At 62.9% G+C, this 22,462-nt stretch carries 21 protein-coding genes; 18 read left to right on the top strand and 3 right to left on the bottom strand.

Features of this window, described 5'->3' with window-relative positions:
- Positions 1 to 96: 96 nt before the first annotated feature.
- The gene (gene infA / locus QO207_RS23995) at positions 97 to 315 is read left to right on the top strand and encodes a translation initiation factor IF-1 (RefSeq protein WP_002553999.1); all 219 of its coding nucleotides are present in this window, start codon (positions 97 to 99) and stop codon (positions 313 to 315) included.
- Positions 316 to 400: 85 nt separating this feature from the next.
- On the opposite strand, the gene clpA is transcribed toward infA, so the two are convergent.
- Together clpA and clpS are read right to left on the bottom strand one after the other, a co-directional pair.
- Positions 401 to 2,674: an ATP-dependent Clp protease ATP-binding subunit ClpA gene (gene clpA, locus QO207_RS23990; RefSeq protein WP_301534771.1), complete on the bottom strand. Its 2,274-nt coding sequence runs from the start codon at positions 2,672 to 2,674 to the stop codon at positions 401 to 403.
- Between the two features lie 28 nt (positions 2,675 to 2,702).
- Positions 2,703 to 3,065: an ATP-dependent Clp protease adapter ClpS gene (gene clpS / locus QO207_RS23985; RefSeq protein WP_301534770.1), complete on the bottom strand. Its 363-nt coding sequence runs from the start codon at positions 3,063 to 3,065 to the stop codon at positions 2,703 to 2,705.
- Positions 3,066 to 3,295: 230 nt separating this feature from the next.
- On the opposite strand from clpS, the gene cspD reads away from it, so the two are divergent.
- Positions 3,296 to 3,571, top strand: a complete 276-nt coding sequence (cspD, locus tag QO207_RS23980) for a cold shock domain-containing protein CspD (protein WP_301534769.1) — start codon at positions 3,296 to 3,298, stop codon at positions 3,569 to 3,571.
- Positions 3,572 to 3,640: 69 nt separating this feature from the next.
- Here the strand turns inward: cspD and icd are convergent, their stop codons facing one another.
- The gene (gene icd, locus QO207_RS23975; RefSeq protein ID WP_184597021.1) at positions 3,641 to 4,894 is read right to left on the bottom strand and encodes an NADP-dependent isocitrate dehydrogenase; all 1,254 of its coding nucleotides are present in this window, start codon (positions 4,892 to 4,894) and stop codon (positions 3,641 to 3,643) included.
- A gap of 356 nt (positions 4,895 to 5,250) precedes the next feature.
- Between icd and QO207_RS23970 the strand changes: the two genes are divergently transcribed.
- The 16 genes from QO207_RS23970 to nuoF all read left to right on the top strand — a co-directional run bounded on the left by QO207_RS23970 (position 5,251) and on the right by nuoF (position 22,459).
- Complete coding sequence (locus tag QO207_RS23970) at positions 5,251 to 7,473, top strand: NADP-dependent isocitrate dehydrogenase (protein ID WP_301534768.1); 2,223 nt, start codon at positions 5,251 to 5,253, stop codon at positions 7,471 to 7,473.
- A 109-nt stretch (positions 7,474 to 7,582) separates the two neighbouring features.
- Positions 7,583 to 8,026 carry an NUDIX hydrolase gene (locus QO207_RS23965; RefSeq protein ID WP_301534767.1) on the top strand — a complete coding sequence of 148 codons (444 nt, stop codon included), beginning with the start codon at positions 7,583 to 7,585 and terminating at the stop codon, positions 8,024 to 8,026.
- 71 nt (positions 8,027 to 8,097) lie between these two features.
- Complete coding sequence (mnmA, locus tag QO207_RS23960; protein WP_301534766.1) at positions 8,098 to 9,237, top strand: tRNA 2-thiouridine(34) synthase MnmA; 1,140 nt, start codon at positions 8,098 to 8,100, stop codon at positions 9,235 to 9,237.
- The gene (gene hflD / locus QO207_RS23955) at positions 9,234 to 9,854 is read left to right on the top strand and encodes a high frequency lysogenization protein HflD (RefSeq protein WP_301534765.1); all 621 of its coding nucleotides are present in this window, start codon (positions 9,234 to 9,236) and stop codon (positions 9,852 to 9,854) included. The genes mnmA and hflD overlap by 4 nt, the downstream gene beginning before the upstream one ends.
- Positions 9,855 to 9,949: 95 nt before the next feature.
- On the top strand, positions 9,950 to 11,320 hold the full coding sequence (gene purB / locus QO207_RS23950; RefSeq protein WP_301534764.1) for an adenylosuccinate lyase: 1,371 nt from the start codon (positions 9,950 to 9,952) through the stop codon (positions 11,318 to 11,320).
- 60 nt (positions 11,321 to 11,380) lie between these two features.
- Positions 11,381 to 12,556, top strand: a complete 1,176-nt coding sequence (locus tag QO207_RS23945) for a cupin domain-containing protein (protein WP_138215500.1) — start codon at positions 11,381 to 11,383, stop codon at positions 12,554 to 12,556.
- Complete coding sequence (locus QO207_RS23940) at positions 12,549 to 12,977, top strand: GNAT family N-acetyltransferase (protein ID WP_017517103.1); 429 nt, start codon at positions 12,549 to 12,551, stop codon at positions 12,975 to 12,977. Before QO207_RS23945 ends, QO207_RS23940 begins: the two co-directional genes overlap by 8 nt.
- Before the next feature lie 22 nt (positions 12,978 to 12,999).
- On the top strand, positions 13,000 to 13,626 hold the full coding sequence (locus QO207_RS23935) for a histone acetyltransferase HPA2 (protein WP_301534763.1): 627 nt from the start codon (positions 13,000 to 13,002) through the stop codon (positions 13,624 to 13,626).
- A gap of 17 nt (positions 13,627 to 13,643) precedes the next feature.
- Positions 13,644 to 14,438, top strand: a complete 795-nt coding sequence (locus QO207_RS23930) for a secretin N-terminal domain-containing protein (protein WP_301534829.1) — start codon at positions 13,644 to 13,646, stop codon at positions 14,436 to 14,438.
- A 509-nt stretch (positions 14,439 to 14,947) separates the two neighbouring features.
- Complete coding sequence (locus tag QO207_RS23925; protein WP_301534762.1) at positions 14,948 to 16,543, top strand: isocitrate lyase; 1,596 nt, start codon at positions 14,948 to 14,950, stop codon at positions 16,541 to 16,543.
- Between the two features lie 188 nt (positions 16,544 to 16,731).
- Positions 16,732 to 17,232: a DUF4442 domain-containing protein gene (locus QO207_RS23920; RefSeq protein ID WP_301534761.1), complete on the top strand. Its 501-nt coding sequence runs from the start codon at positions 16,732 to 16,734 to the stop codon at positions 17,230 to 17,232.
- Between the two features lie 441 nt (positions 17,233 to 17,673).
- Positions 17,674 to 18,087: an NADH-quinone oxidoreductase subunit A gene (locus QO207_RS23915; RefSeq protein WP_017517108.1), complete on the top strand. Its 414-nt coding sequence runs from the start codon at positions 17,674 to 17,676 to the stop codon at positions 18,085 to 18,087.
- A gap of 10 nt (positions 18,088 to 18,097) precedes the next feature.
- Positions 18,098 to 18,775: an NADH-quinone oxidoreductase subunit B family protein gene (locus QO207_RS23910; protein WP_045214755.1), complete on the top strand. Its 678-nt coding sequence runs from the start codon at positions 18,098 to 18,100 to the stop codon at positions 18,773 to 18,775.
- 59 nt (positions 18,776 to 18,834) lie between these two features.
- Positions 18,835 to 20,616 carry an NADH-quinone oxidoreductase subunit C/D gene (gene nuoC / locus QO207_RS23905; RefSeq protein WP_301534760.1) on the top strand — a complete coding sequence of 594 codons (1,782 nt, stop codon included), beginning with the start codon at positions 18,835 to 18,837 and terminating at the stop codon, positions 20,614 to 20,616.
- Positions 20,613 to 21,113, top strand: coding sequence for an NADH-quinone oxidoreductase subunit NuoE (nuoE, locus tag QO207_RS23900; protein WP_301534828.1), 501 nt, complete (start codon positions 20,613 to 20,615; stop codon positions 21,111 to 21,113). Before nuoC ends, nuoE begins: the two co-directional genes overlap by 4 nt.
- Positions 21,110 to 22,459: an NADH-quinone oxidoreductase subunit NuoF gene (gene nuoF, locus QO207_RS23895; RefSeq protein WP_301534759.1), complete on the top strand. Its 1,350-nt coding sequence runs from the start codon at positions 21,110 to 21,112 to the stop codon at positions 22,457 to 22,459. Before nuoE ends, nuoF begins: the two co-directional genes overlap by 4 nt.
- Positions 22,460 to 22,462 lie beyond the last annotated feature (3 nt).

Genomic DNA, 22,462 nt, shown 5'->3' with positions numbered 1-22,462 from the left:
CCCATTGGCGTTGCGGGGCAATTTCAGGCACACTATGTGCCTTTTTTAATGGCCTGAAACACTTCAGGCAATCTTAGATACCGAGGGTTCTACTGCATGTCGAAAGAAGACAGCTTCGAAATGGAAGGCACTGTCGTCGACACCCTGCCCAACACCATGTTCCGCGTGGAGTTGGAGAACGGGCACGTCGTTACCGCGCACATCTCCGGGAAGATGCGCAAGAATTACATCCGCATCCTGACCGGCGACAAAGTTCGCGTTGAACTGACGCCCTACGACCTCTCCAAGGGTCGCATCACCTACCGCGCTCGCTGACAGACGGTAGGTGCCGGTAGAAACCGGCACACAGAAAAACGCCCGGCACTGCCGGGCGTTTTCGTTTGCGCCTGATTTATGAGCGTCAGGCCGGTTCTGCGGCGATCACCTCGAACTCGAAGGCCAGTTCGCCATCCTTCAGGTCCACATGGGCCACACCACCGTGCTCGGCCAGCTCGCCGAACAGGATCTCTTCGGCCAGCGGCCGCTTGATCTTGTCCTGGATGAGCCGCGCCATCGGGCGAGCGCCCATCTGCGGATCGTAGCCCTTGTCCGCCAGCCAACCGCGCGCAGTGTCGCTGACCTCGATCTGCACGTGCTTGTCCTCCAGCTGCGCCTGCAGCTCGGTGAGGAACTTGTCGACGATGCTCTTGATGGTCTCGTGACTCAGGCGGCCGAACTGGATGATGGTGTCCAGACGGTTGCGGAACTCCGGAGTGAAGCTCTTCTTGATCACTTCCATGGCATCGGTGGAGTGGTCCTGCTGCGTGAAGCCGATGGAGGCCCGCGCCGCGGTTTCCGCGCCAGCGTTGGTGGTCATGATCAGGATGACGTTGCGGAAATCCGCCTTGCGCCCGTTGTTGTCGGTCAGGGTGCCGTGGTCCATCACCTGCAGCAGCAGGTTGAAGACTTCCGGGTGCGCCTTCTCGATCTCATCCAGCAGCAGCACGCAGTGCGGCGTCTTGGTGATCGCCTCGGTCAGCAGGCCGCCCTGGTCGAAACCGACGTAGCCCGGAGGCGCACCGATCAGACGGGACACGGTATGCCGCTCCATGTACTCGGACATGTCGAAGCGCACCAGCTCAACCCCCAACGCCTTGGCCAGCTGACGTGCCACCTCGGTCTTGCCCACCCCGGTCGGACCGGAGAACAGGAAGGAGCCGACCGGCTTGTCCGGCGACTTGAGGCCGGCGCGCGACAGCTTGATCGCGGTGGACAGCGACTCGATGGCCGCCGCCTGACCGAATACGGTCAGCTTCAGGTCGCGCTCCAGGTTGCGCAGCAGCTCCTTGTCGGAACTGGAGACGTGCTTGGGCGGGATCCGCGCGATTTTCGCGACGATGTCCTCGACCTGCGGCACTTCGATGCGCTTCACGCGCTTCTCTTCCGGCTGCAGGCGCTGATAGGCACCGGCCTCGTCGATCACGTCGATGGCCTTGTCCGGCATGTGCCGATCATTGATGTAGCGGGCGGCCAGCTCGGCGGCGGCGCGCAGCGCTTCATCGCTGTACTCGATGTGGTGGTGCTGCTCGAAGCGCGGCTTCAGACCCTTGAGGATGCCGAAGGTGTCCTCGACGGACGGCTCGGTGACGTCGACCTTCTGGAAGCGTCGGGCCAGCGCGCGATCCTTCTCGAAGATGCCGCGGAATTCCTGGAAGGTCGTCGAGCCGATGCAGCGAATTTCACCGGACGACAGCAGCGGCTTGAGCAGGTTGGACGCATCCATAACCCCGCCCGACGCAGCACCGGCACCGATGATGGTGTGGATTTCGTCGATGAACAGCACCGCATGCGGGCGCTTGCGCAGCTCGTTGAGCAGCGCCTTGAAGCGCTTCTCGAAGTCGCCGCGGTACTTGGTGCCCGCCAGCAGCGCGCCCAGATCCAGGGAATAGACGACGCTGTCGGACAGCAGGTCCGGCACCTGGCCGTCGACGATGCGCTTGGCCAGCCCTTCGGCGATGGCGGTCTTGCCCACGCCGGCCTCGCCGACCAGCAGCGGGTTGTTCTTGCGCCGACGAGCGAGGATCTGCGCGACGCGCTCAACCTCGGACTCGCGACCGACCAGCGGGTCGATACGACCCTGGCGCGCCAGGTCGTTCAGGTTGCTGGCGTAGGCATCCAGGGGATGGTTGGAGGTGGAAGACTCGCCACCCTCCTCGTCCTGCATCTCCTGTTCGCTTTCCTGATGCTCGGCATGCCCCGGCACCTTGGAGATGCCATGGGCGATGTAGTTGACCACGTCGATCCGCGCAACGCTCTGCTGCTTGAGCAGGAACACCGCCTGGCTTTCCTGCTCGCTGAAGATTGCGACCAGCACATTGGCGCCGGTGACTTCGCGCTTGCCGGAACTCTGCACGTGGAATACCGCACGCTGCAGGACGCGCTGGAAGCCCAGGGTTGGCTGGGTCTCGCGATCCTCGTCGTGCTGGGGGATCAGCGGCGTAGTGGAATCGATGAACTCCTGCAGGTCGCGCCGCAGCTTGTCCAGATTCGCACCGCACGCCCTCAGGACCGTCGCGGCCGCTTCGTTATCAAGAAGCGCCAACAGCAAGTGCTCAACGGTCATGAACTCATGCCGCTTCGCCCGCGCCTCCTTGAAGGCGAGATTGAGGGTGACTTCGAGCTCTCGATTCAACATGATTTCACCTCGCTCCCAAACATCCGCATCAACCTTCTATCTCAATTTCGCACAACAGTGGATGTTGGCTCTCCCTCGCATATTGATTGACCTGCATGGCTTTGGTTTCCGCGACATCGCGGGTAAAGCTCCCGCAATTCGCCTTGCCTTGGGTATGCACAGTCAACATGACCTTGGTTGCCTGCTCACGGTTCATGTTGAAGTACACCTCGAGCACCTCAACCACGAAATCCATCGGGGTGTAATCATCGTTGAACATGATGACCCGATACAGGGACGGTGGCTTCAGGGCCGGCTTGGCCTCCTCGACCGCGAGTCCCGCGCCTTCGTCCTCCAATGGATCCGGGCGGTCCTGATTGAATGTTAGTCGAATCTGGCTACTTGCATGCATGCTGGAATAAAGCTTTGCGAGTGGGTGAATGAGTGGGGGCCGACTGGAGTTTGAAACGGCTCTCAGGCCCGGACGACGCCGCCTTGACTAACGGCGAAAGGGTGTTACAACCAAAGGATACCCCCCGGAGGGTATCAGGAGTTCCGGACGCCGGTCTCTATAAAAAGACTGTAACGGAATAGTAGTGGATGATACTCCAGCAATGGAGTCCTTTGCAGAGGGATATCAGCATGCTCAGCGGTAAGGTCAAGTGGTTCAACAACGCCAAGGGCTACGGTTTCATCCTGGCTGACGGCCGAGACGAAGACCTGTTTGCTCACTACTCGGCAATCCAGATGGATGGCTACAAGACACTCAAGGCCGGCCAGCCCGTCAGCTTCGAGATCCTGCAAGGTCCGAAGGGGTTGCATGCWGTAAACATCCAGGCCGTCAACGCCAATGCGTCCACCCAACCCGCACAGACTGCCACGAGCAGCGAGGTACATAACCTCACGGCGGAAGCCTGATTCCCACGGATCAGACACAACGAAAAAGGCCGGCAGTATGTCGGCCTTTTTCATGCGCGACGTACCCGGTTACATCTTGGCGATGATCGCGTCGCCGAACTCGGAGCACGACAGCAGCTTGGCGCCATCCATCAGGCGCTCGAAGTCGTAGGTCACGGTCTTGGCAGCGATGGCGCCATTCACCCCGTCGATGATCAGGTCGGCCGCTTCCGGCCAGCCCATGTGGCGCAGCATCATCTCGGCGGAGAGGATCACCGAGCCTGGGTTGACCTTGTCCAGGCCGGCGTACTTGGGCGCGGTGCCGTGGGTCGCCTCGAACATCGCCACCGAGTCGGACAGGTTGGCGCCGGGTGCGATGCCGATACCGCCCACTTCCGCCGCCAGGGCGTCGGACAAGTAGTCACCGTTCAGGTTGAGCGTGGCGATCACGTCGTACTCGGCCGGGCGCAGCAGGATCTGCTGTAGCATGGCATCGGCGATCACGTCCTTCACCACGATATTCTTGCCGGTAGCCGGGTTCTTGAACTGCATCCACGGGCCGCCGTCGAGCAACTGGGCGCCGAACTCGTCACGGGCCACTTCGTAGCCCCAGTCCTTGAACGCGCCCTCGGTGAATTTCATGATGTTGCCCTTGTGGACGATGGTGACCGAGCTGCGGTCATTGTCCACGGCGTACTGCAGGGCCTTGCGCACCAGGCGCTTGGTGCCTTCCTGGGAGACCGGCTTGATGCCGATGCCGCAGTCGTTGGTGAAGCGGATCTTCTTGACGCCCATTTCCTCGGTGAGGAACTTGATGACTTTCTGCGCTTCGGGCGAGCCGGCCTTCCACTCGACGCCGGCATAGATGTCTTCGGAGTTCTCACGGAAGATCACCATGTCCACGTCGCCGGGCTTCTTCACCGGGCTGGGGACGCCCTCGAACCAGCGCACAGGGCGCAGGCAGACGTAAAGGTCGAGCTGCTGGCGCAGGGCTACGTTCAGCGAGCGGATGCCACCGCCCACCGGGGTGGTCAGCGGGCCCTTGATGGACACGACGTAATCGCGAACGGCATCCAGGGTCTCCTGGGGCAGCCAGGTGTCCTGGTCGTAGACCTGGGTGGCTTTCTCGCCGGCGTAGACTTCCATCCATGCGATCTTGCGGTCGCCCTTGTAGGCTTTCTCGACGGCAGCGTCGACGACCTTGATCATGACCGGGCTGATATCCACGCCAATGCCATCGCCCTCGATGAAGGGGATGATCGGGTTCTTCGGTACATTCAAGGACATATCGGCGTTGACGGTGATTTTGTCACCGGCCGGCACCTGGATCTTTTGGTATCCCATGCTGAACTCCGCTTTTTGGTTGAAACCGATTGCAGCCACAGAGGGTAGCTCACAAGTCGATCATCGAACTACATCATTCCTTAGTCTAAAAAAGGCGCACGCATCACCCTGCCTTTAGGGTGGTATACTGGCCGGCATGACTTAATGGTCATCGAGGTCCGAGCAGTCTGGGACCAGACTCTCTCCTCGCAGCGGCGCACGTCCTCACCAGGATCCCGCCGTACAACGCTCTACTGGCGCCCCAATATCCCCGCGGCAAATCTCGAAGGTCGGTCAACCACTTCGCTGACCGCAAGCGTGTACCAACGCGATTCGAGACTCTGTGCGCGCCCAGCAAAGAAGAGAGTTAGAACGAGATGTCCATCCGCTCGAAGATCACCTACACCTTCACCGACGAAGCACCCGCCCTTGCCACCTATTCGCTTCTTCCTATCGTAAAAGCCTTTGCCGCCTCCGCCGGCATCGACGTCGAGACCCGCGACATCTCTCTTTCGGGCCGTATCCTGGCCTCCTTCGCTGACCAGCTCGGCGACAAGGCGATCGAAGACGATCTGGCCTACCTGGCCGTACTGGCCACCGACGCCAAAGCCAACATCATCAAGCTGCCGAACATTTCCGCTTCGGTACCGCAACTCAAGGGCGCCATCGCCGAGCTGCAGAAGCTGGGCTACGCCGTTCCGGACTTCCCGGAAGACCCGCAGACCGACGCCGAGAAAGACACCCGCGCCCGCTACGCCAAGGTCCTGGGCAGCGCCGTGAACCCGGTCCTGCGCGAAGGCAACTCCGACCGCCGCGCCCCGGCCGCCGTAAAAGCCTACGCCCGCAAGCACCCGCACAGCATGGGCAAGTGGAGCATGGCTTCGCGCTCCCACGCCGACTACATGCGCGGCGGCGACTTCTTCTCCAGCGAGCAGTCGGTCACCATCCCGAAAGCCGGTGAAGTCCGCATCGAGTTCGTCGGCAAGGACGGCAAGGTCGAGACCAAGAAGACCCTGAAGATGCAGGACGGAGAAGTCCTCGACAGCATGTTCATGAGCTGCAGCAAACTGCGCGCCTTCTTCGAGAAGACCCTGCAGGACTGCAAGGAAACCGGCGTCATGTGGTCCCTGCACGTCAAGGCCACCATGATGAAGATCTCCCACCCGATCGTCTTCGGCCACGCTGTCACCGTCTACTACAAGGACGTGTTCGAGAAGTACGGCGAGCTGTTCGAAGAGCTCGGTGTGAACCCGAACAACGGCATCTCCAGCGTCTACGACAAGATCAAGTCGCTGCCGGCCTCGCAGCAGGAAGAAATCCTGCACGACATCCACGAGGTGTACAGCCACCGCCCGGAAATGGCGATGGTCGACTCGGTCAAGGGCATCACCAACCTGCACATCCCCAGCGACGTGATCGTCGACGCCTCCATGCCGGCCATGATCCGCAACTCGGGTCAGATGTGGGGCAAGGACGGCAAGCAGAAAGACACCAAAGCGGTAATGCCGGAAAGCACCTACGCCCGCATCTACCAGGAAATGATCAACTTCTGCAAAACCAACGGCGCGTTCGACCCGACCACCATGGGCAGCGTACCGAACGTCGGCCTGATGGCGCAGAAGGCCGAGGAATACGGCTCCCACGACAAGACCTTCGAACTGGAAGCTGACGGCGTAATGCGCGTCGTCGATGCCGACGGCAAGGTCCTGATGCAGCACGAAGTACAGGCCGGCGACATCTGGCGCGCCTGCCAGACCAAGGACGCCCCGATCCGTGACTGGGTCAAGCTGGCCGTCACCCGTGCCCGCGCCTCCAACACCCCGGCCATCTTCTGGCTGGACCCGGAACGCGCCCACGATAACGAGCTGCGCAAGAAGGTCGAGCTGTACCTGAAAGACCACGATCTGACCGGCCTGGACATCAGCGTCAAGGGTTACAACGAAGCCATCCGCACCAGCATGGAGCGTCAGCTGCGCGGCCTGGACACCATCTCGGTGACCGGCAACGTCCTGCGCGACTACCTGACCGACCTGTTCCCGATCATGGAACTGGGCACCTCGGCCAAGATGCTCTCCATCGTTCCGCTGATGGCGGGCGGCGGCATGTACGAAACCGGTGCCGGCGGCTCGGCTCCGAAACACGTACAGCAGCTGGTGGAAGAGAACTACCTGCGCTGGGATTCCCTGGGCGAGTTCCTGGCCCTGGCGGTCTCCTTCGAGGAAGAAGGCATCAAGACCGACAACGCCAAGGCCAAGGTGCTGGGCAAGACCCTGGACATCGCCACCGGCAAGCTGCTCGACAACAACAAGTCGCCGTCGCGCAAGRTCGGYGASATCGACAACCGCGGCAGCCACTTCTACCTGGCSATGTACTGGGCCCAGGCCCTGGCCGAGCAGAACGACGACGCCGAGCTGAAGGCTCACTTCGCCGCCCTGGCCAAGACCCTGACCGAGAAGGAAGCGGCCATCGTCGCCGAACTCAACGGCGTACAGGGCAAGCCGGCGGAAATCGGTGGCTACTACCGTTCCGACGCGGAGCTGACCAGCAAGGTCATGCGCCCGAGCGCGACCTTCAACGCCGCGATCGACGCACTGACGTAAGCCACTTCGTGTGACACCAGAACCCCCGGGCCTTCCCGGGGGTTCTGCTTTCTGCGCCCCACCACGTTAAACTCGCGCCGCACCCTTTCACCCCCACGAGACCGCAACCATGCGCTGGCTAGCACACGTCACCGTCGCCACCATCATCGAAGACCAGGGCCGCTTCCTGCTGGTGGAAGAAATGTCCGCTGACAAAAAGCAGGTCTTCAACCAACCCGCCGGCCACCTGGAAGCCAACGAAACCCTGCCCGAGGCCGCCGTGCGCGAAACCCTCGAGGAAACCGGCTGGGACGTGGAGCTGACTGCTGTCACCGGCATCTATCTGTACACCGCACCGAGCAACGGCGTGACCTATCAGCGCGTATGCTTCGCCGCCCGCCCGCTGCGCCACCACCCCGAGCGCGCGCTGGACGACGGCATTCTCGGCGCCCGCTGGATGACCCGCGAAGAGCTGGCCGCACAACCCGATCGCTGGCGCAGCCACCTGGTGCTGCGTTGCATCGACGATTACCTGTCAGGCGAAAGCTTCCCCCTCGCCCTGATCCGTGACTGAACCTGCTCCGAGCCTCTGCCGCTCGGCTCTGGTAGAATCCCCGCCTTTACCTGCACCCGTGATGCGCCACCATGTCTGATTTCACCTCTTCCTCGCTGAAAAGCCCCCAGAACACCCGCGTCATCGTCGGCATGTCCGGCGGCGTGGACTCCTCCGTCTCAGCCCTCCTCCTCAAGGAACAGGGTTACCAGGTGGAAGGCCTGTTCATGAAGAACTGGGAAGAGGACGACGGCACCGAATATTGCACCGCCATGACCGACCTGGCCGACGCCCAGGCCGTCTGCGACCGCATCGGCATCAAGCTGCACACCGCCAACTTCGCCGCGGAATACTGGGACAACGTCTTCGAGCACTTCCTCGAGGAATACAAGGCCGGCCGCACGCCGAACCCGGACATCCTCTGCAACCGCGAAATCAAGTTCAAAGCCTTCCTCGACTACGCCGTCGCCCTGGGCGCCGACCTGATCGCCACCGGTCACTACGTGCGCCGCCGCGACATCGACGGCCGCAGCGAACTGCTCAAGGGCCTCGACCCGAACAAGGACCAGAGCTACTTCCTCCACGCCGTGGGCGGCGAGCAGATCGGCAAGACCCTGTTCCCGGTCGGCGAACTGGAGAAGCCCGAAGTCCGCGCCATCGCCGAGAAATACGGCCTCGCCACCGCGAAGAAGAAGGACTCTACCGGCATCTGCTTCATCGGCGAACGCCGCTTCAGCGACTTCCTCAAGCAGTACCTGCCGGCCCAGCCGGGCAACATCGAGACCACCGACGGCACCATCATCGGCCAGCATGTCGGCCTGATGTACCACACCATCGGCCAGCGCCAGGGCCTGGGCATCGGCGGCCTGAAGAACGCCGACGACAGCCCCTGGTACGTACTGGAGAAGGATCTGGTGCGCAACGTCCTGGTCGTCGGCCAGGGCAACGATCACCCGTGGCTGTTCTCCCGCGCCCTGCACGCCTCGCACATCTACTGGGTCAACCCCATCGACCTCGAGCAGCCCAAGGCGCTGCGCGCCAAGGTGCGCTACCGCCAGGCCGACCAGGATTGCGTGCTGGAGCGTACCGAGAACGGCTACCGCGCCGTCTTCGAAGAGCCGCAGCGCGCCGTCACCCCGGGCCAGTCCGTCGTCTTCTATGACGGCGAAATCTGCCTCGGCGGCGGCGTCATCGAATCCGCTGAACCCGCGTTCGCTAAGGACCGTCCATGAGCGATCTGCACGACCAGATCATCGCCCTCTCCGGCGTCTTCGAAGCCGCCGCCCTGGTAGACCGCCTGGCCCGCACCGGGCAAGTCCCCGAAGCGCCGCTGGGCTGCATGCTCGGCAGCCTGCTGGTGCGCGATCCGAAGACCTCCCTTGATGTCTACGGCGGCGACACCGCCAACCTGCGCGAGGGCTTCCGCGCACTGGTCAGCGCCCTGGAGCGCGACCCCAACAGCCTGCAGCGCGAGCCGCTGCGCTACGCTCTGTCGCTGATCGGCCTGGAACGCCAGCTGAACAAGCGCCCCGACATGCTCGACATCATGGGCACCCGCCTGGATCAGATCCAACAGCAGGTGCAGCACTTCGGCCTGGTCCACGAGAACGTCATCGCCTCCTGCGCCGGCCTCTACCAGGACACCCTGAGCACCTTCCGCCAGCGCATCCAGGTGCACGGCGACATGCGTCACCTGCAGATCAACGCCAACGCCGCGCGCATCCGCGCCCTGCTGCTGGCCGGCATCCGCTCCGCGCGCCTGTGGCGACAGCTCGGCGGCAACCGCTGGCAGATGCTGTTCAGCCGGAAGAAAATGCTCAACGAACTGCGCCCCCTGCTGCGCGGCTGAAACATGCTCATGCGGTCGCCGCAAGGGCGACCGGTTCGCGCCATTCATGTATGATGTGCGCCCTTTTCGTTGACCGACAGCTACGAGAACGCCCCATGCAGCTTTCCTCCCTTACCGCGGTATCCCCCGTTGACGGCCGTTACGGCAGCAAGACCAGCGCCCTGCGTCCGATTTTCAGCGAATACGGCCTGATCCGTTTCCGCGTCCTGGTGGAGGTTCGCTGGCTCCAGCGTCTCGCCGCCCACGCCGGCGTCCCTGAAGTCGCGCCCTTCTCCGCCGAAGCCAACGCCCTGCTCAACCAGCTGGCCGACGACTTCCAGCTGGAGCACGCGCAGCGCATCAAGGACATCGAGCGCACCACCAACCACGACGTCAAGGCCGTGGAATACCTGCTCAAGGAACAAGCCGCCAAGCTGCCGGAACTGGCCAAGGTCAGCGAGTTCATCCACTTCGCCTGCACCTCCGAGGACATCAACAACCTGTCCCACGCCCTGATGCTGCGCGAAGGCCGTGACACCGTGCTGCTGCCGCTGATGCGCCAGATCGCCGACTCCATCCGCGAGCTCGCGGTGAAGTTCGCCGACGTGCCGATGCTCTCGCGCACCCACGGCCAGCCGGCCTCCCCGACCACCCTGGGCAAGGAACTGGCCAACGTCGTCTACCGCCTGGAGCGCCAGATCAAGCAGGTCGCTTCGGTCGAGCTGCTCGGCAAGATCAACGGCGCCGTGGGCAACTACAACGCCCACCTGTCGGCCTACCCGCAAGTGGACTGGGAAGCCAACGCCCGCGAATTCATCGAAGGCGACCTCGGCCTGAACTGGAACCCCTACACCACCCAGATCGAGCCGCACGACTACATCGCCGAACTGTTCGACGCCGTAGCGCGCTTCAACACCATCCTCATCGACTTCGACCGCGACATCTGGGGCTACATCTCCCTGGGTTACTTCAAGCAGAAGACCGTCGCTGGCGAAATCGGCTCCTCGACCATGCCGCACAAGGTCAACCCGATCGACTTCGAGAACTCCGAAGGCAACCTGGGTATCGCCAACGCCCTGCTTCAGCACCTGGCCAGCAAGCTGCCGATCTCCCGCTGGCAGCGCGACCTGACCGACTCCACCGTGCTGCGCAACCTGGGCGTCGGCTTCGCCCACAGCGTCATCGCCTACGAAGCCAGCCTCAAGGGCATCGGCAAGCTGGAGCTGAACGCCGCGCGCATCGCCGACGACCTGGACGCCTGCTGGGAAGTCCTGGCCGAGCCGGTACAGACCGTCATGCGCCGCTACGGCATCGAGAACCCCTACGAGAAGCTCAAGGAACTGACCCGCGGCAAAGGCATCAGCGCCGAAGCCCTGCAGGTGTTCATCGAAGGCCTCGCCATGCCGGCAGAAGCCAAGGCCGAGCTGAAGAAACTGACCCCCGCGAACTACATCGGTAACGCTGTCGCCCAGGCCAAGCGCATCTGAGATTCGCCCTGACTTTGCACGCCCGGCTGTGCCGGGCGTTTTTGTTTCAAGGACTTAACGATGAATCCTGCTATTCCTCTTCAGCTTTTGGGCGGCATCAGCGCCGAAGAATTCCTCCGCGACTACTGGCAGAAAAAGCCTCTGCTGGTGCGCCAGGCCATCCCCGACTTCAAGAGCCCGCTGGACCCTGACGAACTGGCTGGCCTCGCCCTGGAAGAGATGATCGAATCGCGCATCGTCCTCGAACACGGCGACAGCCCGTGGGAGCTGCGCCGCGGCCCGTTCCAGGAAGACACCTTCAGCCAGATGCCCGAGCGCGACTGGACCCTGCTGGTGCAGGCCGTCGACCAGTTCATCCCGGAAGTCGCCGAACTGCTGGAACACTTCAAGTTCCTGCCCAGCTGGCGTATCGACGACGTGATGATCAGCTACGCAGCCCCCGGCGGCGGCGTTGGTCCGCACTTCGACAACTACGACGTGTTCCTGCTGCAGGGCCACGGCCGCCGCCGCTGGAAAGTCGGCCAGACCTGCGACGCCAGCAGCCCGATGCTGCCCCACGCCGACCTGCGCATCCTCGCCGAATTCGAAGAGAGCGCCGACTGGGTGCTGGAACCCGGCGACATGCTCTATCTGCCGCCGCGTGTGGCCCACTACGGCATCGCCGAAGACGACTGCATGACCTACTCGGTCGGCTTCCGCGCGCCCAGCGCCGCCGAAGTACTGACCCACTTCACCGACTTCCTCGCCCAGTTCCTCTCCGACGAGGAGCGCTACAGCGATGCCGGCATGGCAGCGATGAAAGGCGACTTCGACCAGCACCAGATCCAGCGCGACGCCCTCGATCGCCTGAAGAACCTGCTGCAGGAGCACATGAGCGACGAGCGCCTGCTGCTCACCTGGTTCGGCCAGTTCATGACCGAGCCGCGCTACCCGGAACTGGTGGCCGGCGAGGAAATCGAGGAAGACGACCTGACCGCCGCCATCGAAGACGGCGAAGTACTGATCCGCAACCCCAGCGCCCGCATGGCCTGGAGCGAAGTGGACGTCGGCCTGCTGCTGTTCGCCAGCGGCCAGACCGTGGTCCTGCCGGAAAAACTGCGCGACCTGCTCAAGCTGGTGTGCTCGGCGGAGTCGCTGCATGAAGGGAATCTCGGCCAATGGCTGGCCGACGACGATGGGCGTAAGCTCATCGGAGAACTGATCAAACAGGGCAGTCTGGAGTTTGCCGATGAGTAGCAAGATCAGGGTTCGCGTCGCGGACTGGCAGAAGGATAATGCCGATCTGCGGCGCATTCGCGAGGCGGTCTTCATCGCCGAGCAATCGGTCCCGCCGGAACTCGAATGGGACGCCGAGGATGTCGAAGCCGTGCATTTCCTGGCCTTCGAAGGCGACTACGCCATCGGTACCGCCCGCCTCCTGCCGGACGGGCACATCGGCCGGGTGTCGGTCCTCAAGGACTGGCGCGGCCTGAAGGTCGGCGACCTGCTGATGCGCGCCGCGATCGAGCAGGCGGAGAGCCAGGGCCTGCAACGCCAGTTGCTGACCGCCCAGGTCTACGCCATTCCCTTCTACGAGCGGCTAGGCTTCCAGGTGGCCAGCGGCGAATTCCTCGACGCCGGCCTCCCCCACGTCGACATGGTGCGCGAGAGCGCCTGAGCAGCGACTGACAAGGAGCGACATGGAAAACGCCCCGGAACAAGACGACCTCCCGGTAGAACTGCCGGACATAGAGTTTCAGTCACCGGGGCGTTTTGCCGTCCACAACCCGCCCAGCGAAGCGCTGCCGCCCGCCATCCTGGAACCCGCACCCTTCGTGCTCGGCCAGGGTGATGAGCTGCAGCGCTTCAACAAGCCTGACGATGCCCGCGCCCACGCCCTGGCGCTGATCCAGCAGGCCCGCCGCACGCTCTACCTCTACACCCCCGACCTGGAGCCCTGGCTGTATCACCACAGCAGCATCCAGGAAGCCTGCACGCAATTGCTGTTGGGCAATCCGCGCAATCGCCTGATGATCCTGGTGCGCGACAGTACCCGCGCAGTGAAGGAAGGCCATCGCCTGCTGAACCTCAGCCGCCGGCTGTCCAGCTACTGCCAGATCCGCAGGATCAACCCGGATTATCCAAGCGAGGAACACGCCTTCCTGCTCGCCGACGACTGCGGCCTGCTACTGCGCCCCGAGCCCGCCGAATACGCCGGCTACGCGCACTACAACAACGCCGGGCGGGTCCGCCAGCTGATCGCGCAATTCGAGCAGACCTGGAACACCAGCGCCCTCGACCCGAACCTGCGGAGCTTCCTGATTTGACTCGCCAGCCCCTCGCCCTGCTCGTCGCCTGCTGCCTCAGCCTCAGCGCCGTGGCGCAGCCGCGCACCGAAGTCATCCCGCTGAACTACCGCACCGCCGAAGACGTGCTGCCGATCGCCCAGCAGGTGCTGGGCAACGAAGGCCGCGTCAGCGCCTACGGCAACCAGTTGGTGGTGAACGCCGAGCAGGCGAAGATCCGCGAGCTGCAGCAGGTGCTCAACCAGCTCGATACCCGCCCCCACCAGCTGCTGATCAGCGTCGACACCCTCGATGGCAACCAGGGCAGCCAGAGCGGCTATTCGGTGAACGGCTCGGTCAGCGCCGGCAACGTCGAGATCCAGACCGGCCGCGGCGAAGTCAACGGCCGCGACCAGGTACGTATCATCAACCGCTCCACCAACAGCCGCGGCGGCGGCACCCAGCAGGTTCGTGCCACCGAAGGCTCGCCGGCCTTCATCCAGGTCGGCCAAAGCCGCCCGGTGACCGACGCCGGCATCGGCCCCTACGGCCAGGTCTACAGCCAGACCCAGTATCGCGACGCCAACCAGGGCATGTACGTAACGGCCAGCCTCACCGGCAATCTCGTGCACATCACCCTGAGCACCCGCAACGACCGCTTCAATGAAAGCTACCAGGGCGCGATGAACACCAGCTCGGCGCAAACCAGCGTCAGCGGCCCGCTCGGCCAATGGATCGAAGTGGGCGGCACCAGCGAGAGCAACCAGAGCACCCAGAGCGGTCTCGCCCGCCAGTACAGCACCCAGGGACGCAGCGACAGCAGCCTGCGGGTGAAGGTCGAAGTGCTCGACTAATCCTTCCGTAGGTGACTCGCCAGTCCTCGTTAGACCTTCGTGTAGTAGTCCAAAAAAAACACTACAAAACGTTTGACGAACGCTCGTTTGAAAGGGCATGATGGCCTCGCTCCCGCTAACCAGAGGGTCTGAACCCCCTCCGGATCGCGCCAGCGGCCCACCCGTCGCGCCGGTCCGTGTTGTTAAGCCCACAAGGCGGATCGACGAGGTTGCGACTGGCAAGAGGTTGTCCTGAGGGACGGGGAAGCAAGCCTTAGCAACAGTACGAAGTGACGGATTCAGCCGTCCACCATCGCCCAACGGCTGCCACGAGCCGGMAAGCGATTCTGGATGTCACCGCTGTAGTCACCAGTCTGTACGCCGCTCTACCCCACTCCTCCAGCGTCACTCCTTCTTTCGGTCGCACCATCGCCATCCCGCGGCGAGCAACCCGCAGTCAATTCCGTGCAGATACGGGTTTTGATTGGGTAGTCGGTGCTCAACCACACACATACTTTGAAGGATTGACCATGTCCGCTTATCAAAACGACATCAAGGCCGTTGCCGCTCTGAAAGAGAAAACCGGTAACAGCTGGAGCGCTATCAACCCCGAGTCGGTTGCCCGCATGCGCGCTCAGAACCGCTTCAAGACTGGTCTGGACATCGCCAAGTACACTGCGGCCATCATGCGCAAGGACATGGCCGAGTATGACGCCGACGCTTCCGTCTACACCCAGTCCCTGGGCTGCTGGCACGGCTTCATCGGTCAGCAGAAGCTGATCTCGATCAAGAAGCACCTGAAGACCACCAACAAGCGCTACCTCTACCTGTCCGGCTGGATGGTTGCCGCGCTGCGCTCCGACTTCGGCCCGCTGCCCGACCAGTCCATGCACGAGAAAACCGCCGTTTCCGGCCTGATCGWAGAGCTCTACACCTTCCTGCGCCAGGCTGACGCCCGCGAACTGGACCTGCTCTTCACCGCCCTGGACAGCGCTCGCGCTGCCGGCGACAAGGTCAAGCAGGACGAAATCCAGGCTCAGATCGATGGCTACGAAACCCACGTAGTACCGATCATCGCCGACATCGACGCCGGCTTCGGTAACCCGGAAGCAACCTACCTGCTGGCCAAGAAAATGATCGAGGCCGGTGCCTGCTGCATCCAGATCGAGAACCAGGTTTCCGACGAGAAGCAGTGCGGCCACCAGGACGGCAAAGTGACCGTTCCGCACGAAGACTTCCTCGCCAAGATCAACGCTGTTCGCTACGCATTCCTCGAACTGGGCGTTGACGACGGCGTGATCGTCGCCCGTACCGACTCCCTGGGTGCCGGCCTGACCAAGCAGATCGCCGTGACCAAAGAGCCGGGCGACCTGGGCGACCAGTACAACTCCTTCCTGGACTGCGAAGAAGTTTCCGCTGCCGAACTGCAGAACGGCGACGTGGTGATCAACCGCGGCGGCAAGCTGCTGCGTCCCAAGCGCCTGGCTTCCAACCTGTTCCAGTTCCGCAAGGGCACCGGTGAAGACCGCTGCGTCCTGGACTGCATCACCTCGCTGCAGAACGGCGCCGACCTGCTGTGGATCGAAACCGAGAAGCCGCACGTTGGCCAGATCAAGGGCATGGTTGACCGCATCCGTCAGGTCATCCCGAACGCCAAGCTGGTTTACAACAACAGCCCGTCGTTCAACTGGACCCTGAACTTCCGCCAGCAGGTGTTCGATGCGTTCGTCGCCGAAGGCAAGGACGTTTCCGCCTACGACCGCGCCAAGCTGATGAGCGTCGAGTACGACGAAACCGAACTGGCCCAGATCGCTGACGAGAAGATCCGCACCTTCCAGCGTGACGGCTCGGCCCACGCCGGCATCTTCCACCACCTGATCACCCTGCCGACCTACCACACCGCAGCGCTGTCCACCGACAACCTGGCCAAGGGCTACTTCGCCGACCAGGGCATGCTGGCCTACGTGAAGGGCGTTCAGCGTCAGGAACTGCGTCAGGGCATCGCCTGCGTCAAGCACCAGAACATGGCTGGCTCGGACATCGGCGACAACCACAAAGAGTACTTCGCTGGCGAAGCCGCTCTGAAAGCCTCGGGTAAAGACAACACCATGAACCAGTTCCACTAAGAACTGGCTCACCGGCCCTTCGGGACCGGCAGGCACCACGAAACCCCGGCCTTGGCCGGGGTTTTGTTTTTTCTGCCTGGAGAAATGGGGCTTGGCCGAACCGCCAGCCAGCCCTTCCCCGCCCGCCAAGGGCAGATCCGCCTCGGCATGCCAGCCTCGGGCTTCCTTTATATGAACGGAATGCCCCCGTGAGCGATAAACCCAAGCGCAACCGCCTCGCCTTCGCCGCCCACCTCATCCAGCGCCTGCCGCGCGGCCTTCACGAGCCACTGCTGAGCCGTTTGTTCTGCTCCCAGGTGCGTTTCGCCGGCACGGCTGGCGTGCGCATCCAGAGGCTCGCCAGCGATGAAGTGCGCATGAGCCTGGCCAACCACCGCCGCGCCCGCAATCACATCGGCGGCGTCCACGCCGCGGCCATGGCGCTGCTGGCCGAATCCGCCAGCGGCTGCATGGTCGGGATGAACCTGCCCGACCACAAGCTGCCGCTGATCAAGACCCTCAAGGTGGACTACCTGCGCCGCGCCAGTGGCAGCCTGCGTGCCATCGCCACTCTGGCACCGGAACAGCGCCGCGCTATGCAGGAGGAGGACCGCGGCGAAGCGCTGGTGCAGGTAACCCTGCTGGATGATTCCGGCGCCGAGCCGGTGCGTTGCGAGATGCTTTGGGCGTGGATTCGGAAGGGAAAGTGAACCACTCCAGCCGAGGGGCGACCAACGAGTTCACAGAGGGATAATTCGACGTCGCCCCCGCTTCGAAATAAAAGGCCCGGCGCTTATATGTAGTAAAGTTACGGATATACGACACTGCAAATGATAATACTTATCATTTATATGATGCCGATTTATTGCGGTCAAATACCTCGAAAGTACTATTCGACCAAAGCCGAAGTGCCGTCACACTAGGCATCCAGAGCCCCGCAAACAGGGCGCTACGGGAAATGCAAAAGCCTTTTGCCCGAAATAGAAGCATCTGTTTGTGTTGGAAAAATTTACTTGCTGAAGGCTTTGGGCATAAAATTGGAAAGATGACCTGAACCCTTAGCTCACTATCCTTGAGTTGTCGGGTTCGCAGTAGTCGGGCGTTGCGCCCGAAACCCAAGACAATCGTTATTTGTAGGAAGGAGTATCGGCATGCCCAATCCAGCTGAACTTGCAGCTCAACACTGGGGACTCGCCGCCTTCCTTTTAGGAGTGCTAGGGCTGCTCGCCTTCATGCTAGGGGTTTCCAGCCTCCTTGGCAGTAAGGCATTTGGTCGCAGCAAAAACGAACCGTTCGAATCCGGGATCGTTCCTACCGGCAGCGCCCGCCTGCGCCTGTCGGCAAAATTCTATCTGGTCGCGATGCTCTTCGTGATCTTCGACGTCGAAGCCCTCTTCCTCTTCGCCTGGTCCGTGTCCGTCCGTGAAAGCGGTTGGGCAGGTCTGATCGAGGCAACCATTTTCATAGCAATTCTGTTGGCAGGTCTTGTCTACCTGTGGCGTATCGGCGCGCTCGATTGGGCGCCGGCGGCACGTCGCGCACGGCAGGCGAAGCTAAAACAATGAGGCTTTGGCGATGCAATACAAACTTACCCGGATCGATCCGGATGCGCCCAATGATCAATACCCGATCGGCGAACGCGAAACGGTAGAAGACCCGCTCATCGAAGGGCAGGTCCACAAGAACATCTTCATGGGCAAGCTCGAGGATGTTCTCAACGGTGCAGTCAACTGGGGTCGCAAGAACTCCCTGTGGCCGTACAACTTCGGGCTGTCCTGCTGCTACGTGGAGATGACCACGGCGTTCACCGCGCCGCACGACATCGCCCGTTTCGGCGCCGAAGTGATCCGTGCATCGCCGCGCCAGGCTGACTTCATGGTCATCGCCGGCACCTGCTTCATCAAGATGGCTCCGGTCATCCAGCGCCTGTACGAGCAGATGCTGGAGCCCAAGTGGGTGATCTCGATGGGGTCGTGCGCCAATTCCGGCGGTATGTACGACATCTACTCGGTCGTTCAGGGGGTCGACAAGTTCCTCCCCGTGGACGTGTACATTCCCGGCTGCCCGCCCCGTCCGGAGGCGTTCCTGCAAGGCCTGATGCTGCTGCAGGAATCCATCGGCCAGGAGCGTCGTCCGTTGTCCTGGGTTGTAGGCGATCAAGGCGTCTATCGCGCCGACATGCCTGCCCAGAAGGATCTCAAGCGCGAACAGCGCATTGCGGTCACCAACCTGCGCAGCCCCGACGAAGTGTGATCCGGCCCTCCACGAGAGGCCCGTTTTCACTCCACCGTTGACCGAGTGACTTAAAGACTATGAATGCAGACTCCGCTCTGTACATCCCGCCTTACAAGGCAGACGACCAAGATATCGTCGTCGAACTGAATTCCCGCTTTGGCGCCGAGACCTTCACCGTCCAGGCTACCCGCACCGGCATGCCGGTGCTCTGGGTTGCCCGTGAGCGCCTGATCGACGTCCTTACCTTCCTGCGCAATGTGCCCAAGCCGTACGTCATGCTCTATGACCTGCACGGTGTCGACGAGCGCCTGCGCACCCACCGTCGCGGCCTGCCGGGCGCCGACTTCAGCGTGTTCTACCACCTGATGTCGCTCGAGCGTAATAGTGACGTGATGATCAAGGTGGCCTTGTCCGAAGGCGACCTCAACGTGCCCACCGCCACCCGTATCTGGCCGAACGCCAACTGGTACGAGCGTGAGGTCTGGGACATGTACGGGGTCACCTTCAATGGTCACCCGCACCTGACCCGCATGCTGATGCCGCCGACCTGGGAAGGTCACCCGCTGCGCAAGGACTACCCGGCGCGCGCCACCGAGTTCGACCCCTACGCACTGTCCGCCGCCAAGCAGGACCTCGAGCAGGAAGCGCTGCGCTTCAAGCCCGAAGACTGGGGCATGAAGCGCCACGGCGAGAACGAGGACTTCATGTTCCTCAACCTCGGCCCGAACCACCCGTCCGCGCACGGTGCGTTCCGCATCATCCTGCAACTGGACGGCGAAGAGATCCTCGATTGCGTTCCGGAAATCGGCTACCACCACCGTGGCGCCGAGAAGATGGCCGAGCGTCAGTCCTGGCACAGCTTCATTCCGTACACCGACCGTATCGACTACCTCGGCGGCGTGATGAACAACCTGCCGTACGTGCTCTCGGTCGAGAAACTCGCCGGCATCAAGGTGCCGCAGCGCGTCGATGTCATCCGCATCATGATGTCGGAGTTCTTCCGCATCCTGAACCACCTCCTCTACCTGGGTACCTACATCCAGGACGTGGGCGCGATGACCCCGGTGTTCTTCACCTTCACCGACCGCCAGCGCGCCTACAAGGTCGTCGAAGCCATCACCGGCTTCCGCCTGCACCCGGCCTGGTACCGTATCGGTGGCGTCGCCCACGACCTGCCGCGCGGCTGGGACAAGCTGGTCCGCGAGTTCCTCGACTGGATGCCCAAGCGCCTGGACGAGTACGAAACCGCCGCCCTGAAGAACAGCATCCTGCGTGGTCGTACCATCGGCGTTGCCGCGTACAACACCAAGGAAGCGCTGGAGTGGGGCACCACCGGTGCCGGCCTGCGCGCCACCGGCTGTGATTTCGACCTGCGCAAGGCCCGCCCCTACTCCGGCTACGAGAACTTCGAGTTCGAAGTACCGCTGGCGGCCAACGGCGACGCCTACGACCGCTGCATGGTCAAGATGGGCGAGATGCGCCAGAGCCTGCGCATCATCGAGCAGTGCCTGAAGAACATGCCCGAAGGCCCGTACAAGGCCGACCACCCGCTGACCACGCCGCCGCCCAAAGAGCGCACGCTGCAGCACATCGAAACCCTGATCACCCACTTCCTGCAGGTTTCCTGGGGCCCGGTCATGCCGGCCAACGAAGCCTTCCAGATGGTGGAAGCGACCAAGGGCATCAACAGCTACTACCTGACGAGCGATGGCAGCACCATGAGCTACCGGACCCGCATCCGGACGCCCAGCTTCCCGCACCTGCAGCAGATTCCGTCGGTGATCAACGGCAGCATGATCGCTGACCTGATCGCCTATCTGGGCAGTATCGACTTCGTTATGGCCGACGTGGACCGCTGATCATGAGTACCCTTATCCAGACTGATCGTTTCGAACTCAGCGAAACCGAGCGCTCGGCCATCGAGCACGAAATGCATCACTACGAGGACTCCCGCGCGGCGTCCATCGAAGCCCTGAAGATCGTCCAGAAGCAGCGCGGCTGGGTGCCGGACGGCGCCATCCCAGCGATTGCCGACCTCCTCGGCATTCCCGACAGCGACGTCGAAGGCGTGGCTACCTTCTATAGCCAGATCTTCCGCCAGCCGGTCGGCCGCCACATCATCCGCGTCTGCGACAGCATGGTCTGCTACATCGGCGGCCACGAGTCCGTGGTTGGCGAGATCCAGAAACAGCTGGGCATCGGCCTCGGCCAGACCACCACCGACGGCCGCTTCACCCTGCTGCCGGTGTGCTGCCTGGGCAACTGCGACAAGGCCCCGGCGATGATGATCGATGACGACACCTTCGGTGACCTGCGTCCCGACGGCGTCGCCAAACTGCTGGAGGCCTACGCATGAGTCGCCTCACCTCCTACGGCACGCCCAACCGCACCGCGCGCGCGCCTGAAACCCACCCGCTGACCTGGCGCCTGCGTGACGACGGCGCTCCGGTCTGGCTGGAGGAGTACCAGTCGAAGAATGGCTACGCCGCCGCGCGCAAGGCGCTGGCGCAGATGTCCACTGACGACATCGTCCAGACCGTCAAGGACTCCGGCCTCAAGGGCCGCGGCGGTGCGGGCTTCCCCACCGGCGTGAAGTGGGGCCTGATGCCCAAGGACGAATCTCTCAACATCCGCTACCTGCTGTGCAACGCGGACGAGATGGAGCCCAACACCTGGAAGGACCGCATGCTCATGGAGCAGCTGCCGCACCTGCTGGTGGAAGGCATGCTGATCTCCGCGCGCGCCCTCAAGGCCTACCGTGGCTACATCTTCCTGCGCGGCGAGTACGTCGACGCGGCCCGCAACCTGAACCGTGCCATCGATGAAGCCAAGGCCGCCGGCCTGCTGGGCAAGAACATCCTCGGCAGCGGTTTCGATTTCGAGCTGTTCGTACACACCGGCGCCGGTCGCTACATTTGTGGCGAAGAGACCGCGCTGATCAACTCGCTGGAAGGCCGCCGCGCCAACCCGCGCTCCAAGCCGCCCTTCCCCGCCGCCGTCGGCGTCTGGGGCAAGCCGACCTGCGTGAACAACGTCGAGACCCTGTGCAACGTGCCGGCGATCGTCGAGCACGGCGTCGACTGGTACAAGGGCCTCGCCCGTCCGGGCAGCGAAGACATGGGCACCAAGCTCATGGGCTTCTCCGGCAAGGTGAAGAACCCCGGCATCTGGGAACTGCCGTTCGGCCTGCCGGCCCGCGAGCTGTTCGAGGACTACGCCGGCGGCATGCGCGACGGCTACAAGCTCAAGGCCTGGCAGCCGGGCGGCGCCGGTACCGGCTTCCTCCTGCCGGAACACCTGGACGCGCTGTTCTACGCCGGCGGCGTCGCCAAGGTCGGCACCCGTATGGGTACCGGTCTGGCCATGGCGGTGGACGACAGCGTCAACATGGTTTCCCTGCTGCGCAACATGGAAGAGTTCTTCGCCCGCGAATCCTGCGGCTGGTGCACTCCGTGCCGCGACGGCCTGCCGTGGAGCGTCAAGGTCCTGCGCGCACTGGAGAAAGGCGAAGGCGCCCAGGGCGACCTGGAAACCCTCGAGCAACTGGTCAACTTCCTCGGCCCCGGCAAGACCTTCTGTGCCCACGCACCGGGTGCCGTCGAGCCGCTGGGCAGCGCACTGAAGTATTTCCGTCCCGAGTTCGAAGCGGGCATTTCCCGCCAGGCTCAGGCCGTACAAGCACCGCAGACCGTCGGCGCTTGATGC

It is taken from the genome of Pseudomonas sp. CAN1, from assembly GCF_030462585.1.
Classification (GTDB): Bacteria; Pseudomonadota; Gammaproteobacteria; order Pseudomonadales; family Pseudomonadaceae; genus Pseudomonas.
Note: the sequence above shows the minus strand (reverse complement) of the source record. Positions and strands in the feature narration are given on the sequence as shown.